The organism is Pantoea sp. EKM10T (assembly GCF_011800685.1).
Classification (GTDB): Bacteria; Pseudomonadota; Gammaproteobacteria; order Enterobacterales; family Enterobacteriaceae; genus Pantoea; species Pantoea agglomerans.
Window position 1 is genome coordinate 1 of sequence record NZ_JAALEU010000014.1, and the last position, 16,171, is coordinate 16,171.

15 protein-coding genes are annotated in these 16,171 nt (G+C 57.1%); 3 read left to right on the forward strand and 12 right to left on the reverse strand.

The genetic code is table 11. From position 1 onward, the window contains the following. Positions 1–139: 139 nt before the first annotated feature. From ppnP to aroL, 7 genes are all read right to left on the reverse strand, one after another. Positions 140–430: a pyrimidine/purine nucleoside phosphorylase gene (gene ppnP / locus HFD95_RS20070; RefSeq protein ID WP_009091800.1), complete on the reverse strand. Its 291-nt coding sequence runs from the start codon at positions 428–430 to the stop codon at positions 140–142. 95 nt (positions 431–525) lie between these two features. Then, a complete protein-coding gene (locus tag HFD95_RS20075) occupies positions 526–1,203 on the reverse strand; it encodes an AroM family protein (RefSeq protein ID WP_167430646.1) in 678 nt (225 codons plus the stop codon). Position 1,204: 1 nt separating this feature from the next. Continuing rightward, positions 1,205–2,137: a DUF1177 domain-containing protein gene (locus HFD95_RS20080; protein WP_010671177.1), complete on the reverse strand. Its 933-nt coding sequence runs from the start codon at positions 2,135–2,137 to the stop codon at positions 1,205–1,207. Positions 2,138–2,148: 11 nt separating this feature from the next. Further along, positions 2,149–3,708 carry an OPT/YSL family transporter gene (locus HFD95_RS20085; protein WP_052272146.1) on the reverse strand — a complete coding sequence of 520 codons (1,560 nt, stop codon included), beginning with the start codon at positions 3,706–3,708 and terminating at the stop codon, positions 2,149–2,151. Between the two features lie 288 nt (positions 3,709–3,996). Further along, on the reverse strand, positions 3,997–4,749 hold the full coding sequence (locus tag HFD95_RS20090) for an IclR family transcriptional regulator (RefSeq protein WP_010255274.1): 753 nt from the start codon (positions 4,747–4,749) through the stop codon (positions 3,997–3,999). 349 nt (positions 4,750–5,098) lie between these two features. Continuing rightward, a complete protein-coding gene (locus tag HFD95_RS20095) occupies positions 5,099–5,290 on the reverse strand; it encodes a YaiA family protein (RefSeq protein ID WP_010255272.1) in 192 nt (63 codons plus the stop codon). A 111-nt stretch (positions 5,291–5,401) separates the two neighbouring features. Further along, on the reverse strand, positions 5,402–5,926 hold the full coding sequence (aroL, locus tag HFD95_RS20100) for a shikimate kinase AroL (RefSeq protein WP_010255270.1): 525 nt from the start codon (positions 5,924–5,926) through the stop codon (positions 5,402–5,404). Between the two features lie 315 nt (positions 5,927–6,241). On the opposite strand from aroL, the gene HFD95_RS20105 reads away from it, so the two are divergent. Continuing rightward, positions 6,242–6,958 (forward strand): DUF2076 domain-containing protein, encoded by a 717-nt coding sequence (locus tag HFD95_RS20105; protein ID WP_010671175.1) that lies wholly within the window; start codon positions 6,242–6,244, stop codon positions 6,956–6,958. A gap of 2 nt (positions 6,959–6,960) precedes the next feature. Here HFD95_RS20105 and HFD95_RS20110 read toward each other — a convergent pair whose 3' ends face one another. Further along, positions 6,961–7,410, reverse strand: a complete 450-nt coding sequence (locus HFD95_RS20110) for a YaiI/YqxD family protein (protein ID WP_010255266.1) — start codon at positions 7,408–7,410, stop codon at positions 6,961–6,963. 168 nt (positions 7,411–7,578) lie between these two features. Here HFD95_RS20110 and proC point away from each other — a divergent pair, with 168 nt between their 5' ends. Continuing rightward, positions 7,579–8,391: a pyrroline-5-carboxylate reductase gene (gene proC, locus HFD95_RS20115; protein ID WP_010255263.1), complete on the forward strand. Its 813-nt coding sequence runs from the start codon at positions 7,579–7,581 to the stop codon at positions 8,389–8,391. A 67-nt stretch (positions 8,392–8,458) separates the two neighbouring features. Here proC and HFD95_RS20120 read toward each other — a convergent pair whose 3' ends face one another. The 3 genes from HFD95_RS20120 to iraP all read right to left on the reverse strand — a co-directional run bounded on the left by HFD95_RS20120 (position 8,459) and on the right by iraP (position 10,860). Then, complete coding sequence (locus tag HFD95_RS20120) at positions 8,459–9,985, reverse strand: FAD-dependent oxidoreductase (protein WP_167430647.1); 1,527 nt, start codon at positions 9,983–9,985, stop codon at positions 8,459–8,461. A 205-nt stretch (positions 9,986–10,190) separates the two neighbouring features. Beyond that, a complete protein-coding gene (locus tag HFD95_RS20125; protein WP_010255256.1) occupies positions 10,191–10,493 on the reverse strand; it encodes a PsiF family protein in 303 nt (100 codons plus the stop codon). Positions 10,494–10,608: 115 nt separating this feature from the next. Beyond that, positions 10,609–10,860, reverse strand: a complete 252-nt coding sequence (gene iraP / locus HFD95_RS20130; protein ID WP_010255252.1) for an anti-adapter protein IraP — start codon at positions 10,858–10,860, stop codon at positions 10,609–10,611. Positions 10,861–11,461: 601 nt separating this feature from the next. Here iraP and HFD95_RS20135 point away from each other — a divergent pair. After that, positions 11,462–14,599 carry a beta-galactosidase gene (locus HFD95_RS20135; RefSeq protein ID WP_167430648.1) on the forward strand — a complete coding sequence of 1,046 codons (3,138 nt, stop codon included), beginning with the start codon at positions 11,462–11,464 and terminating at the stop codon, positions 14,597–14,599. On the opposite strand, the gene HFD95_RS20140 is transcribed toward HFD95_RS20135, so the two are convergent. Beyond that, a complete protein-coding gene (locus HFD95_RS20140) occupies positions 14,481–15,755 on the reverse strand; it encodes a multidrug efflux MFS transporter (RefSeq protein ID WP_022625160.1) in 1,275 nt (424 codons plus the stop codon). The genes HFD95_RS20135 and HFD95_RS20140 overlap by 119 nt on opposite strands. Between the last annotated feature and the right edge of the window lie 416 nt (positions 15,756–16,171).

The following is a 16,171-nucleotide window of genomic DNA, read 5'->3' on the forward strand; positions in this document are numbered from 1 at the left end:
GGACGGCCCGGCAGCAGCAGAGGTGCGCTGGCCCGCACTGCGGCTTGCTCGGCCAGAAAAAAGGCTGCCACGTTTGAACGTGGCAGCCTTTACAAATCTAATCTTAACTGACCAGCATTACCGCTAAGCGGCCATTTTTTTAATCTTTCAGGTAACGGCAGAGATAGGAACTTGGCTCGCCAACCTGCAGATGAAATTCGCTGTGACCCGGCACGTTAAACACCGAACCCGCTTCAAACCATTTCCACTCGGTTTCACCTGGCAGTAATACCTTAAGCGAGCCGCTGACCACGGTCATCTCCTCCGGCTGGCCGGTACCGAATGTGTATTCGCCTTCAGCCATTACGCCCACGCTGGCACGTCCGGTGCTCGCACTGTCAAAACCGATAGACTTAACTTTTCCGTCAAAATACTCACTTACGTTGAGCATAATAGTTCTCCAGAGCACATGTTGTGTGTCTGGCAGTGTAGAAGGGAACCCGCTGATCTGTCACGCGAAATGATGGCCGTTTGTGATCTCTTCAATCAGGAAAGCAACTCCGCCGCCAGGCGCGCCACCAGCTGATTAGAGAGCAGAACCGGTACGCCCAGCCGCTGCTGTAACCCTATCCGATGCTGCTGGTGATAACCCATACAGTCGAGCACCACCAGCGCTGCGCCCTGCGCTTTCAGACGGTTTGCAGCATCGGCGAAGGTTGCCTGATCGCCCTGATAGGGACTGGCGACCGCAAAGCAGGGCTGCGCGGGCAGTTGCTGCCACTTACCTGCCTGCTCAACAATCTGCTCCTCAACCGGCACGACAATGCCGACCCGCTGCTGCTGCACCATGGCGCAGATGAGCGGTGGTATCAGGCGATCCGGCTCCAGCAGTAGCGCACGCTGGGTGCGGAGCCTGCTGAATTCACCGGTGCAGAGCAGCAGAATGGTCGCGTAGCCCGCCTGCTCCAGCGCACTGATTTTGCGCTGCAATCCCTGCTCCACTTTCGAGGCCGCCAGCCGCACCTGTTCGCCACTCTGCAGCCGCGACACCAGAACCCGGTCGTCCGCAGCTGGCGCGAAGTGTGTGGCAATCTCTGCCGCGCTGAGTCCATCCAGTAAACCGGCGTGATCGGTCAGCGCATCCGGCAGATGCTGCCGCAGCAGCGGCAGAATATCGCTGCGCGGAGACTGGCCGATAGTCAGCGTTACCAGTGGTTTCGTCATCTTAGTGATTCCGGTGACGCAGATGCGCCAGGCTGCCATAGAGTGAAATCAGCCGCGCATACTCTTCGGCGTCGTAGAAGTGACAGGTTCCACGACCAAACTCCTTGGCCACCTCAATGGCAAACTTCGCCGCTGCCGCAATGTCCACTTCATGGCTGGCGCCGGTTCCGCAGCCCGGCACCACCGACTCGGCAGTGATCGCCACCCCCACCACCGGCACATCCGTGGCGGTAGAAGGTTGCAGAATGCTGTTGAGGTGATAAACCCCATTGCCGTAAGGCGTAATATCCTGCGTGGTGATGGGAAAGGTCACCGCCGGACGGCCGCTGGTCATCTCCATGATGCGCAGCAGATCCTCCGAAACCCGCAGGATGTAGCCCTCTTTCACCGTCGGCGACAGGGCAAAGCCTTTGTGGTTGATAATGCGGTTACCTTTGGTGGTGTCGATTGACAGAATCGCATCCACACCCGCCACCACTTCATTATCATTCATGGTGACATCGTCAATCGGCGAGTCCATGAAATCGACCGGCAGATGCGGCCGCGTTGGCGCATCCGGGCAGATATGAGTGGTAATGATGACGTCGCCATCGAGCCTGTCGCCTTTGCTCTGCATCTGCGCCAGTTTAAGCGCGCTGGCAACGGCCGCGATCGCGCCATCCGCATCTGACACCATGCCGATACGACCAGGACGAGCGCCGATGCCACCAAGGCGACCAATAATCCCCAGCGTCGGTGCACTGCCGCCGCCTGATTTGCCCTGCGTCCCCGGAATATCAATGCGCACAAAATCGGTGCGGCCTTTGGGACCGGAGACACGGGTAAAGCGGGCATCAACATCAGGATACGCCGCGAAGAGATCCACCACCTGCTGTCCGTCAATGTGGGCGCTATCCAGTAACTCAAAAACCGCCAGGGTCTGCTGCAAACTCATGCTTTATCCTTTTATTTCTTGCTGCTGCTGGCAAACAGCGAATGAAAGAAGCTGTAGAGGGCATCACCGGCAATAAAGCCTGCCGCCATCACCTCCATAGGCGACCGGCCCCGCTCGCCCCAGATCCGGATGATTATGATGCGTAAGGCGATCCCCACCACCACTGCCCAGCCCGCCATGGCGTTATTAATTAATAAACCGGTGGCGAGCAGCACGCCCAGCTGGCGTTTCGGCCCGCCGATCAACTGGATAATGGCCCCCGGAATCGCCCACATCAGCAGATTACCGGCGATACCTGGCTCAGCACCCGCCTGAATGGTTTTGGCATACACCCGCGCTACAGGCGGCAGCAGGTTGTCAGCAAAGAAGAAGGTATGGGCGTACCAGACCAGCGGAATCGACACAACAAAGGCGATCATAGCTGCGATGAGCTGAATACGACGTCCCCAGAGCTCCTGCTGCAGATCGGCACCGTTGCCGCGCAGGATAAAGCCCGCCTTCAGGTCATAACCCATATCGGCGAACGCCGGACCGGTGGCGGCGGTAAAGCCGCAGAGCAGGCAGAGCGCCAGCGGTGGGAAGCCGATCAGAATGCCGATAATCAGCGTAATCAGCGCTACGGCAAAGGCCGGGAACCAGCCGGAGTGCATAGCGGCAATGCCGACAATCAGTTCATGGGCGAAAGCAGCAAACGCGGCATAAAGAACAAACAGCAGCAGCATCGCGATGCCCATCTCACTCCACAGGCCGCCCGCCAGCGCCAGCAGCGCGGAAATCACGATATAACCCACGCTGCCGAAACCCAGCGCCCGCTGCACCTCATTGCCATTACGGCTCACCACCAGCGCATCATTTTTGCGGCTGCGGATCACCATCACGACCTGAATCAGCGCCACCAGACCGGCACCGACCATCACGCCATGCGGAATATAGAGCGCATTAATATCAATACCGGCCACCGGCTGCGCATAGGCACGCAGCAGAAAACCGATGCCGAGCATCGACAGTGCCCAGATATTGCCGATAAACGCGGTGCCAAAGGCGGACATCGGGATCTTCAGCATGGCACCGACGACGCCACCCACAATGCCCAGCACCAGCAGCCACGCCTGGCGTCCGCCTTTATCACCCGCTTTGATCGCTTCTGCTGCCGCAACGCCCGGTGGCCAGGCATTACTGGCCGGAAAGACGCGGGTATCAAACAGCCGATAGAGCAGCCAGGCATCCAGCAGCATCGCGGCGCTGACGCCACAGAACAGCGGCAGGACCAGTTGCGGTTCACCCAGCGCCCAGGGCACGGCAATCGGCATCAACAGACTGTTCGCCGCCCCAAAGGTGGCTGAAGAGATGGCGGTCTGCGCCAGGTTCTGGATTTCAATTGAACGATAACGGCGAAATGCCTGCAGCGGAATACGCGCCAGCAGCATGGCAAACAGCGCGCCGATAATAGAGGTGTTAGGCGTTACGCCAATGGTGGTAATCAGCTGAATGCCAATAATGGCACCCGCGATGGAGAGAAGAATTAAAACCAGTGCCACGCCAACGTGCTTAATCGGATTTACCCGTTCCATATGTCCCCGCCAGTCCTTGTCCAGAAGAAATGAAATAACGTCTACCCGCTCGCTGGCCGGTTTACGCCGGTTATCAGTTTCACTGCTCTGATGCGCACAGAGATTGCAACAGCCACTACAGATGGTCGTCCCTCCGCATGCTGAACCGATACAGGAGGCAATGAGAGACGGACACAGGCAACCGGGGTGCTGCGTAAAGCGTGGCGATCAGATTGAAAGAAAAAGGCCCGAAGGCCTTTGTTTTCCCTGGTGTGGCGAAAGTACTACGCCGATAAAAACGGTGTGAAGTTACGCGCCATATTTTTCGGTCATCTCTGTGGCCGTTGCGCGTAATGCTTCAAGGAGCTCTGACGGGAAACCCGGTTCAGACTCCATAGACGGAAACGACAGGCAGAGTGCCACCGTTTCGCCATGATGTTTGTTATGAACAATAACTGACAGCGAGCTGATGCCTGGCAGCGATTCATTTCGGGCCAGTGACCAACCCTGCTGGCGGATCTCAGCCAGTCTGGCACAGAGTGCCTCAGGACTTTGCGGCGAGTTCGCTGATGCGACCTGCCATTGATCATGGAAGCGCGCCAGCACCTCTTCATCACTTAACTGCGCTAACAGCGCCCGGCCGGTTGAGGTCGCGGCAGCCGGCATCCGACTGCCCGGCGGCGTGACCATCTGCGTAAAGTGACGCCCATGAAACATACGCATCACTAATACTTCCCGCCCGTCGAGCTTCGACACGTAACCCATGCAGCCGGTCTTCGCAGCCAGCCTGACCATCGCCGCTGAAACGCTGTCAACCAGCGGTGCCGAAAGATAATGTCCGGCGGCAGCCAGCAATACGCGACCAATGTGATAACCGCGCGTATCCGCATTCCGCTCCAGCAGCCCCTGACTTTCCATGGTGGCCAGCAGACGCGAAACGGTGCTTTTTGGCAGGTTTAACGCCTCAACCACCTCACTGAATGAGAGACCAACATGCCCCTGCGTCACACCTTTGTGCTGAAACAATCGAAGTACGGCGGCAGCATTTTCAAGTGTGGTCATGTTACGTGTTCCACTATATGGAACTAAGTTCCTCTGTTGGTTTGATGAAAATAAAGCGTGGCGCTGAATCGGTCAAGCGACAATTTGACTCACACAGAGATCGGCAGCAGAGAAAATAAGGGGATAAAAATGATTAGCGGGGCTTTATCTGGTGAGACAAGGAGAGTGCAGAACAGAAGCATACGCAGAGAGCATTCGACAGTAAATCTGCGTCAATTTCGCTTCTTAAATAACCCGATCGACTGCAGGTAGGAGTAAAAAGAGGCGTGGTTCAGGCACAGCGTCAGGCGGGTCAGTAATAAGCAGTTATCCGGTGTAACAGGCTGGCGTCCCTGCCAGCAGTGAAGCTTTACTCTTTTTCAACGTCTTCGTAGCGCGCTTTAGCGTCACGCGCTTCTTCTTCCGTTTCGTGCTCACTGATTAATGAATTCGGTTTGGGATGATCAGCACGCAATTCGTAAGAGGTTACTTTATTACCTTCAGTGCCCTTTTCAACTGGCACAACTTTCGCTTCACGTGGATACGGTGGTCTGGTCGGCATACTGTGTCCCTCTTGTCTGAATAACATTCCACAGGACAGGCCGCTGCCTGTCATAGGATAAGTATAGACAATGCCGTCTGAAGCGGGATCAAAGCGGGAAAAATCTGAGGGTTAGCTGGCGCGCGCCAGAGAGAGTGACAGCAGAATTTCCTCTACCACGCACTCGGGCGATTGCATCGCATTCACCTGATGATGGGCCGCAGCCTGATAGAGATGCGCACGTTCACGCAGCACATCACTCATCTCATCAGCAATCGGACGGCCGGTTAAGGTCGGACGCTGGGCCGCTTCAGGTTCACTTTCCAGCCGCTCTGCCAGCACCTCGGGGGACGCGCTAAGCCAGATCACCTGGCCCTGCTCCTGCATAAAACGACAGTTCTCTTCAGCCAGAATCATGCCGCCGCCGGTGGCAATGACGGTTCCGGGTGCCGTTACCGCTTTGAGCGATTCCGTTTCACGGGCGCGGAAACCTTCCCAGCCTTCCTCCGCCACAATCTCCGTCACGCTCCGCTGCGTGCTGAGTTGCAGATGGTGATCGGTATCCGTAAAGGCGTAGCCCAGCGCCCGCGACAACGCCTCGCCGACCGTGGTTTTGCCGCAACCGCGAGCGCCAATCAAAAAGATGGGTAGTGACATCAGGGCCGTTCCTCCGCCTGACCGCGCGATGCGGCTGCATGGTGAGCTTATTAATGCGACGCATAATAACTGGAAATTATTATGGCCTCTACCTGTCAGGCACGATTTACGCATTTTCGTCCCCTGAACAGCGACAATCTTTGTGTTTTCAAGGGGAAATGCATGCACGTTTTGTGCATCAGGGCCGTAACAGAGCGATAAAAACTCCGCAAAAGAGCGGCTAAAATGCGTCGGCAATATTTGCTTACTGCCCCGATTTTACTTTTCACGCTGGCGCCCACATATACTGGTAACAATCGCCACAGGAGAGTCATCATGCAACGCGAAGAACAACAACTGATCGAAGGGCTGTTCAGCCGTCTGAAACAGGCTGAAAGCCAGACCGTGGCACGCGATGCCGCTGCCGAACAACTGATTAACCAGCATCTGCAGGCGCAGCCGGGCGCGCCTTACTACATGGCACAGGCGATCCTGATTCAGGAAGCGGCGCTGAAAAAACTCAATGAGAAAGTATCGGCGCTGGAAAGCCAGCTGGCCCAGCAACAGCAGCAGCAACCTGCACAGAGCAGCGGCGGCTTTCTGTCCGGGCTGTTTGGCAGCGGTTCGCGTCAGCAGCCGCCTGTGCAGCAGCAACAGCAATCGTCACCGTGGAACAGTGCGCCACAGCAACCGGCTCAGCCGCAATATGCGCCTGCACAAGCGCCTGCACCACGCGGCACCGGTTTCCTCGGCGGCGCACTGCAGACAGCTGTGGGTGTGGCGGGCGGTGTGGTGATGGCCGATATGCTGACCAGCATGTTCCACCATTCACAGCCGGAAGAGATTGTGAACATCATCAATGAACCACCCCTGCCCGATGTGAATGACAATCTCAACACCTTCAACGGTGGCGATGACAATGCCGATACCTTTAACGGCGGTAACGACAACGCCTTCCTCGACCAGAATACGGGCTGGGACAGTAATTATGCCGACAACAGCGATCTCAATGATTTTGGCGGCAACGATTACGACGACGACAGCTTCGTTTAACTTCAGCGTTTCTGCTGGGTGAGCCAGCTATCCAGCTCATTTGCAAACTGCTGGCGGTCACGCGGACTCATCGCCGCGGGGCCGCCGGTCTGCACGCCGCTTGACCGCAGGGTATCCATAAAATCCCGCATCGTCAGGCGTTCACGTATCGTCGCCGGTGAGTAACGCTCGCCGCGCGGATTCAGCGCCGCCGCACCCTTCTCAATCACCTCTGCTGCCAGCGGGATATCGGCGGTGATCACCAGATCGCCTGGCTGACAACGTCTGACGATCTCATTGTCCGCCACATCAAATCCGGCAGGCACCTGCAGGGTGCGCAGATACGGTGAGGGCGGCACACGCAGAAACTGGTTCGCCACAAAAGTGATGGTAGTTGCGGTGCGGTCGGCTGCGCGGTAGAGCACCTCTTTGATTACATTCGGACAGGCATCGGCATCGACCCAGATAAACATCATGATTCCTTACAGTCAGAGAAGAGTAAGATCTTGCCGGGTTCCCCTTAAATGGCAAATTTTATTTGCGGCGTGCTTTCCAGCCTGCGCCCGGCTGACTTGTTATTCAGGCTGGCTGAAGTAAGCTAGCTCACTGAGAAAAACGAATAATGTCCTAAGGAGATGGCGATGCTGGCAAAGAAAATCGGGTTTATCGGCGGGGGAAATATGGCGAAAGCCATTATCGGCGGACTGGTCAACAGCGGCAAAATCGCCCCGTCTGATATCTTCGTTTACGATCGCAAAGCAGAGACCAACCAGGCGATGGCAGAGCAGTATGGCATCAACGCAGCAGAGAGCGCTGAAGCGCTGGCGCGTGAAGTGGACATCCTGTTCGGCGCGGTCAAACCCAATGTCATTCTGAAAGTCTTAAAAGAGCTGACAGGCAGCCTGAAAAAAGAGGCGCTGGTGGTGTCGATTGCGGCTGGGGTGACGCTCGATTCGCTCTCATCGGTGCTGGGTTACGATCGTAAAATTGTCCGTGCGATGCCGAATACTCCCTCGCTGGTCAGCGAAGGCATGACCTCGGTCACGCCCAACGTGCTGGTTGAGCAGGCGGAAATCGACGAGGTGATAGCGATTTTTGAGAGCTTCGGCAAAGCGGCCGTGGTGGATGAATATCTGATTCACTCCGTGGTCGGCGTCAGCGGTTCTGCGCCGGCCTACGTGTTTATGTTTATCGAAGCGATGGCCGATGCGGCCGTACTGGGCGGCATGCCACGCGCTCAGGCCTATCAGTTTGCTGCACAGGCGGTGAAAGGGGCGGCGCAGATGGTGCTGACCACCGGAAAACATCCGGCTGAACTCAAAGATATGGTCTGCTCTCCGGGCGGCACCACCATCGAAGCGGTGAAAGTGCTGGAAGAGAAAGGCATGCGCTCGGCGGTGATGGAAGCGATGCTGCAGTGCATGGCGAAGTCAGAGAAACTGAGCCGCAGCTAACCGCTCAACAAAGGATGTGCAAGGCGGCCCCGCACGCTGGCCCGCCTTGCCTCCAGCTTAACAGATATTAACGGATCTGTTCCTGACAGAGCGCCACCGCGTCGGCAAACGTCATCGGCTGCTGCATCCGCTCCACCAGCTCAGCGGTCAGCGTATACATGCCGCATGAGCAGATTGCCGCCAGCCTCCCCTGCTGGCCATAAAACGCCATAAACTTTTTATCCTCCAGCGAGCCGAGCAGCTGGAATGAATCCCATTCTTTGGCATGGCCCAGATACTCATAACGGGTGCCATACTGCGTAGTCCAGAAGAACGGCACACGATCAAACGCGACGGTCTGGTCCAGCATATTCCATGCGGCGGTTTGTCCCTGCTGATGCGCGACGCGATAGTGTTCAATGCGCAGCGGCCCCTGCGCCGACGGATACGTGGCGATATCTCCCGCCACCCAGATATTGTCAGCGACCCGCAACTGCTCATCCGCCTGCAGGCTGCCATCCTCTGCCAGCGGGAGATCGTGGATAAAGTCGGTAGCCGGTTTAACCCCGGTGGCAAACAGCACCACCGTCGCGTCCAGCAACCGTCCGCCCTTGAGCTGCACGCCACTCACCCGCTGGTCGCCCTGTAAGGCTTCGATCTCGCCCTGCACCCACTTCACGCCGTTCTGCTCATGCAGCTGATAGAAATAGCGGCCAATCTGATCGCCAAACTGTTTAGCAAAGGGCAACGCCTGTCGGGCGATTATCGTCACGTCAATGTCACGATTACGCAGCGCCGACGCCAGTTCGGTGCCGATAAAACTGTTGCCGATAATCACGATTTTATGGCTGGCATCCACCGCCTGAAGCAGCTCATCGGTCTGCGCTTTGCTGCGCAGCAGATGGACCCCATCGAGATCGCTGCCCGTCAAATCGGGGCGGACTGGCGTCGCGCCGCTGGCGATCAGCAGTTTGTCGAAGGCGAGCGCCTCGCCATCCTCGAAGATCAGCCGTTGCTGCTGGGCATCCAGGCGGCTCACGGTAGCCTGAAGTCGTTCAACGTGATCCATCACATCCGCTTTCAGCAGCTGCGGCACCTCGCTGATATCCATTTTGCCCGACGGCACAAATTTGGTCAGCGCGGTGCGGTCGTAAGGCGCATCCGCTTCCCGCTCAACCAGAATCACGCGGCCTTTGAAGCCTTCATGGCGCAGACGCCACAGCGCCGCGCCGCCCGCCGCCCCACCACCGAGCACCACATAGACCGGTGCTTCTGCCCCACTGCCAATCGGCGCCGCGGCGGACATCGCTTTCGGATTCACCAGCACCCGGCCCTCTTCAATGCGTAGCGGATACTGTTTGAGATCGGCTAACGCCAGCGGTTCACACATTTTTCCACTGGCCAGATTAAACGCGGCTTTGTGCCACGGACAGACCAGCCGATCGCCGCAAATCGCGCCTTGCTCCAGCGGCGCGCCTGCGTGCGGGCATTTCGCCTGATAAGCACGTACATTGTCACCTTCGCGGATCAGCAACACTTCCACCTCGCCGAGCGTTTTTTTAACCGGCTGGCGCTGGGGCAGATCGTTCAGGTCGACGGTAAATTGATAGTTCACGGCATGGCTCCTTTAACGGTTCTTGTCTTGTGCTGCGCGGCAAAACAGAGTGCTGCGCAAATCCCCACAAACATTAAGTGTGGCAAAAGAACCGGGAAGCCTGGCGATGAATGCTTATCAGAAGGTTAACATGCTGTTATAGAATGGAATTTAATCAGCATTGCGCGGGAAGGAGAAGCGGCCACCTGCGTGGCCGTGGGGATAATCAGCTTTTTTTCAGGCACTGGCTCATAAAGGTTTTACGCGCATCGCCCGCCAGTTTTTTATCACCAGCTTCGCCGTTACAGCTTTTCATTTTCATCTGCTGCGGTGACATCTGCGACAGCTTGCTGTCCTTTTTCAGGCATTCACTCATAAAGGTTTTGCGCGCATCCCCTTTAAGATCCTGTGATTTAGCATGCTGGTTACACATCGTCATCTTCTCCTGCTGCGGGGTCTTTTCCGCCGCACCGGCCAGTCCACTGACCAGCAGACCCGCCATCATCATCGCCATTAAACCGACTTTCATCTTGTTATCTCCACAGTGGATTGTCCTTTGTTATTCTGGCAGCGAATAAGCAAAGCGGAAAATGTTTCAGGTCAAAGTGATGTGAAGATCCCATTCCAGTCTGGCACTGGGATTGTTACTGACGAGGATGGCGGAGTAACTTTTCGATGTAATTGCGCAGCAGTTGCGCATTTTCATCTCCGGCATCGGCCACATTGTCTATTGCGGTTTCAATACTGGTGGTTATAGCCAGATGTTGTTGCGGCTCCAGCTTGCGAACCAGTGCGGTAACAACAATCTCCAGCGCTTCGATTTGCGCCATCTGCTCTTTGGCTGTCGCCTCTTTTTCAGCCAGCTTTACCAGCAATTCAGCAATCAGATTTTTCATGCTGTTATCTCAGCGGTGGAGAAAAGCTGAAATTATCACCACGCTGGTTAAAAAAACAGAGGGTAACCGCTACTTTTTTCAGTGAGTTAGCCCGCATTCCTCACCGTCTGCTCAGACGATTCCGGCTAACCTTGCGAGCGAAACGTTTTCCCTGCAATCAACGCTATGGTTAAACGTTTCGCCCGCCCGAAATCGGTCTTTTGCTTAGCGAGGATCGACAAATCCGCGGCCTGGTCCGCGGCCGTGTCCGCCCCAGCCACCGCCACCGCCGCCTGGAGGCGGGAAAATACATCCGCTTAATGCAGTAACCAATGCCACAACGGCAGCCAGCTTAAAGATTCGTACCATATCTACCTCAGGGTGATGAAATCGGGCTGAGTGTATGGAGCCACCTGCATGGCGACAAGTGAGATTCTTCCGCATCCGGCGACTATTCATCTTTGCTGACCAGACTTAACGATTTACCACCATTAAGGCGGCACAATCTCAACATCCCGGCTGGATTACAGCACAAATTATTTGTGCAAATCGGGAGGGTGAACACTTTACAGGCGGCGTAATTTTGCGCATTGTGAGCGCATTACATTTACAGGATATAAACATGACTCTCTCTCAGGCTGCTTTCAGTGACATCCTCTCCCGGCGCGACTGGGAAAATCCGGTAGTGACCTCGCTGCATCGGCTGGATGCGCACCCGCCATTCGCCAGCTGGCGAGATGAAGTAGCCGCGCGGGATGACAGCCCCTCGGCGTCACTGCAGAGCCTCAACGGAGAGTGGGGTTTCCGTTATTTTACGCAGCCTGAAGCGGTCCCGGCCAGCTGGTTACTGCAGGATCTGCCGGACACTACGACCCTTCCGGTTCCGGCCAACTGGCAGATGCACGGCTTCGATGCGCCCATTTATACCAACGTGCAGTATCCGATTCCGGTCAATCCTCCACTGGTACCCACAGAGAATCCAACCGGATGTTACTCGCTCACATTCGGCGCTGACGCAGCCTGGCTGGATAATGGGCAGACACGCATCATTTTTGACGGCGTAAACTCGGCCTTTCACCTGTGGTGCAACGGACACTGGATTGGCTACTCTCAGGACAGTCGTCTGCCCGCTGAATTCGACCTGACGCCTTATCTGCGGCCGGGCAAAAACCGGCTGGCAGTAATGGTGCTGCGCTGGAGCGACGGCAGTTATCTGGAAGATCAGGATATGTGGCGAATGAGCGGTATTTTCCGTGATGTCACGTTAATGCATAAACCGCAGGTGCATCTGGCCGATGTTCAGCTGGAAACCCGGCTCAGCCCGGAGTTTTACCGTGCCGAATTGCGTGCCCGGGTTCGTGTTGCTCTGCCAGCTGACGTCAGTTCGCGCTATCAGCTGCGTCTGACGCTGTGGCAGGGTGACCAGCAGATTGCTCAGTGTCAGCAGCCGCTGGGCAGTGCCATTATTGACGAGCGGGGTCACTATCCCGAACGCGCCCTGCTCAGCCTGCCGGTGGAACAGCCTGCGCTGTGGAGTGCCGAAACACCCCATCTCTATCGCGCCACGCTGGCGCTGCTGGATGAGAATCAACAGCTGATCGAGGTGGAAGCCTATGATGTCGGCTTCCGTCAGGTCACCATCGATAACGGCCTGCTCTGCCTGAACGGCAAACCGCTGCTGATCCGTGGCACCAACCGTCATGAACATCATCCGGAGCGCGGTCAGGTGGTGGATGAGGCGACGATGCGCCGCGACATCGAGCTGATGAAGCAGCACAATTTTAATGCGGTGCGCTGTTCACACTATCCTAATCATCCGCTCTGGTACCGGTTGTGCGATCAGTATGGGCTTTATGTGGTGGATGAGGCCAATATCGAAACCCACGGCATGCAGCCGATGAACCGGCTCTCCGATGATCCCCGCTGGTTTGCCGCCTATAGCGAACGCGTGACGCGCATGGTGCAGCGCGATCGTAATCACTGCAGCATTATTATCTGGTCGCTGGGCAATGAGTCAGGACATGGTGCCACACACGATGCGTTCTACCGCTGGGTAAAAAGCAGCGATCCAACCCGTCCGGTTCAGTATGAAGGCGGCGGTGCGGATACCGCTGCTACCGATATCATCTGCCCGATGTATGCCAGGGTTGATGAAGATCAGCCCTTCCCGGCGGTGCCGAAATGGTCGCTGAAAAAGTGGATCGGTCTGCCGGGTGAGACGCGTCCGCTGATCCTGTGTGAGTACGCGCATGCCATGGGCAACAGCTTTGGCGGTTTTGCTAAGTACTGGCAGGCCTTCCGCCAGTTTCCGCGTCTGCAGGGCGGCTTCGTCTGGGACTGGGTTGATCAGAGCCTGACCCGCTATGACGATCAGGGCGGACCCTGGCAGGCCTACGGCGGCGATTTTGGCGATAAACCCAACGATCGTCAGTTCTGTATGAACGGGCTGGTATTTGCCGATCGCACGCCGCATCCGGCGCTTTATGAGGCGCAGTGCGCCCAGCAGTTCTGGCAGTTTGACGTCGATCCCGGCGATCCGCTGAGCTTTACGGTCAGCAGCGACTATTTGTTCCGCCACAGTGACAACGAAGTGCTGCGCTGGCGCATCGAACAGGCGGGTCGTGTAGTAACGGAAGGAGAAGTGCCGCTGGATATCGTTCCACAGGGCCAGCAGCGGATCACGCTGCCGTCACCGCCAGCATTACAGGGCGAATCCTGGCTGAACGTCGCGGTTCATCAGATTCAACCGACCCAATGGAGCACCGCTGGCTGGCGTGTCGCCTGGCACCAATGGGCGCTGCCCTCGTCGCTGGCGCTGCCATCAAAGCCGGAGAGCGGCCACGCACCGGGCCTGCACGATGATACCCGTGAGATTGTCATCACCCATCAGCAGCAACGCTGGCATTTTTCACGCCACAGCGGCGAACTGACGCAGTGGTTTGTGGATGAACAGCCCACACTGCTTTCACCGCTTCAGGACTGCTTTATTCGCGCCCCGCTGGACAATGACATTGGCACCAGCGAAGCGGAACGGGTTGATCCCAATGCCTGGGTCGAGCGCTGGAAAGCAGCGGGTTATGACCAGATGAGCAGCCAGCTGGTGTCGATGACGGCGAATGCGTTGCCACAGGCGGTGCAGATTGAGACGCTGCACAGCTGGCTCGCCCATGGCCAGATCGCCTTTATCAGCCGTAAACGTTATCTGATCAATGCGCAGGGTGAGTTGCAGTTGCAGCTTTCCGTTGAGCAGTCGCGTGGATTGCCGCCGCCCGCGCGCATCGGATTACGCTGTGAGCTGACGCAGATACCACAACAGGTGAGCTGGCTCGGCCTGGGTCCGCATGAAAACTATCCCGATCGCCAGCTGGCCGCGCAGTTTTCCCGCTGGGAGCTGCCGCTGGATCAGCTCTCAACGCCTTATGTTTTCCCGGGTGAGAACGGTCTGCGCTGCGGCACCCGTCAGCTCGACAGCGGCAGCTGGCAGGTCAGCGGCGATTTCGCTTTCTCACTGAGCCGTTTCAGCCTGGAGCAGTTGCGGGAGGCATCACACCGCCACCATCTGCGTCCGGAAGCGGGCTGCTGGCTGCATCTGGATGCCTGCCACATGGGTGTCGGCGGCGATGACTCCTGGAGCCCCAGCGTCAGTCCTGAGTTTTTACTGACTCAGCAGCGCTGGCAGGCTGAACTGACGATTTGTCAGCCGACGCGGGCAGATCTGTCTTCGGACGCCGGTAAAAGCGCTTCAGAAACAGCACGTTAATCAGCACGACCACGGCGGTGGCAAAAAAGACCCAGCGGAAACCGGCCACCGCCGACACCGCGGCGCCCAGCAGCGGACCCGCGACATTGCCGAGATACATAAAGGACTGGTTGTAGCCGAAGATCCGGCCGGTGATGTTGTCACGCGAGTGACGCACCAGCAGCGTCTGCACCGCGGGCATCATCGCGCCATCGGCAAAGCCCAGCAGAAAACGTAATACCCCCAGCTGTGTCGTGCTGGTGACAAACGACATGGCGATAAACAGCAGCAGCGAGATGACCATCGTTGCCAGCAGGATACGTTGCGTGCCGATGCGATCGCCGAGTCGTCCCAGACGAGGCGCGGCCAGCAGTGCAGAGACGCCAGGCAGCGCGGCAATGACCCCGCTAAGAAAAGCGATATTCTCAGCGGTGGGTGCCAGTTCCCGCACAAAGAGCGTCAGGATCGGGTTCACCGATCCGTTGCACATCTGGATCACCATGGTGGTGAAAAAGAGGCAGAGCATCAGTTTTGGATTATCCAGCGAGCGGAAAACCTCGCGTCCGCTGAGCTTCTCCTTTTTACTCACCGGGGTGTAACCGGTCTCCTTGATCAGGAACAGCGTCACCAGAAAGCTGACCATCAGCAGCGCTGCGGTGACAATAAACACCGTACGCAAACCGACCCAGTCTGCCAGCAGCCCGCCCAGCATCGGTCCCAGAATCACCCCGCCAATCTGGCCGGTTGAGACACAGCTCAGCGCCCAGCCGCTGCGTTCACGCGGCACCTGAGCGGCCACCAACGCCATGGCGTTGGGAATATATCCGGAGGTCAGCCCCATCAGGGCACGCAGCAGCAGCAACTGCCAGGCTTCGGTGACAAAAGCCTGTAGCAGAATTACCACGCCCATGCCAAAAGCGGCGCGCAGCAGCATCAGCTTACGGCCTTTGCGATCGGCAAGACTGCCCCACAGCGGGGCTACGGCCGCCGAAACCACAAAGGTGATACTGAAGGTAAGACCCGACCAGAGGCTCAGTGATTCGCCACCGGTTACGCCAAGCTGCTCAAGGTAGAGCGGCAGAAACGGGATGATCTGACTGATGGCCAGGCCGGTAAAAAAGCAGCCAAACCAGACCGAGATCAGGTTTATCTTCCAGGGTTCTATAGTGCGTGGCATGAGCAGATATTTTAAAGAGAGGGAATGCTCAGTCTAACGCGGCTATTCTCAGCGTGACCGACAAAACATGGCACAAATGGCAAAAGATCGGATTCCTCTTTGATTCAGCGCAATCACCGGCGCAAATTTTCCAGCCCGCCGGGTTTTTAGCGCGAAGCACGCGGGCGATGGTCTGGCCGGACGCAATCTTCCCTGACCCGCCCCGTCAATATAGAAAAATATGTCATTCTGTTACTGACAACTCTTCCCCCCGCTTCTATGTTTAAAAAACCGCCAGCCGCGGCGGTGTGGCAATCTTTTTAATCGGCGCGACATCCTCCGCAAAAAACGGTGCAGACCGTCCGGCTACGCTGAGGCGAACCAGCTTATTTCATGGTTAAACGCCCTTATGCTCAGGTGTAAGGGAGGGGGTCTTG

Excerpts from the sequence above, each read along its gene's own strand:
- iraP (WP_010255252.1), bottom strand. The coding sequence starts at position 10,860 with ATGAAAAATCTGATTGCTGAATTGCTGGTAAAGCTGGCTGAAAAAGAG.
- HFD95_RS20105 (WP_010671175.1), top strand. The coding sequence starts at position 6,242 with ATGCAACGCGAAGAACAACAACTGATCGAAGGGCTGTTCAGCCGTCTG.
- HFD95_RS20080 (WP_010671177.1), bottom strand. The coding sequence starts at position 2,137 with ATGAGTTTGCAGCAGACCCTGGCGGTTTTTGAGTTACTGGATAGCGCC.
- HFD95_RS20125 (WP_010255256.1), bottom strand. The coding sequence starts at position 10,493 with ATGAAAGTCGGTTTAATGGCGATGATGATGGCGGGTCTGCTGGTCAGT.
- HFD95_RS20110 (WP_010255266.1), bottom strand. The coding sequence starts at position 7,410 with ATGTTTATCTGGGTCGATGCCGATGCCTGTCCGAATGTAATCAAAGAG.
- HFD95_RS20075 (WP_167430646.1), bottom strand. The coding sequence starts at position 1,203 with ATGACGAAACCACTGGTAACGCTGACTATCGGCCAGTCTCCGCGCAGC.
- HFD95_RS20085 (WP_052272146.1), bottom strand. The coding sequence starts at position 3,708 with ATGGAACGGGTAAATCCGATTAAGCACGTTGGCGTGGCACTGGTTTTA.
- HFD95_RS20140 (WP_022625160.1), bottom strand. The coding sequence starts at position 15,755 with ATGCCACGCACTATAGAACCCTGGAAGATAAACCTGATCTCGGTCTGG.
- ppnP (WP_009091800.1), bottom strand. The coding sequence starts at position 430 with ATGCTCAACGTAAGTGAGTATTTTGACGGAAAAGTTAAGTCTATCGGT.
- HFD95_RS20135 (WP_167430648.1), top strand. The coding sequence starts at position 11,462 with ATGACTCTCTCTCAGGCTGCTTTCAGTGACATCCTCTCCCGGCGCGAC.
- HFD95_RS20090 (WP_010255274.1), bottom strand. The coding sequence starts at position 4,749 with ATGACCACACTTGAAAATGCTGCCGCCGTACTTCGATTGTTTCAGCAC.
- proC (WP_010255263.1), top strand. The coding sequence starts at position 7,579 with ATGCTGGCAAAGAAAATCGGGTTTATCGGCGGGGGAAATATGGCGAAA.
- HFD95_RS20095 (WP_010255272.1), bottom strand. The coding sequence starts at position 5,290 with ATGCCGACCAGACCACCGTATCCACGTGAAGCGAAAGTTGTGCCAGTT.
- aroL (WP_010255270.1), bottom strand. The coding sequence starts at position 5,926 with ATGTCACTACCCATCTTTTTGATTGGCGCTCGCGGTTGCGGCAAAACC.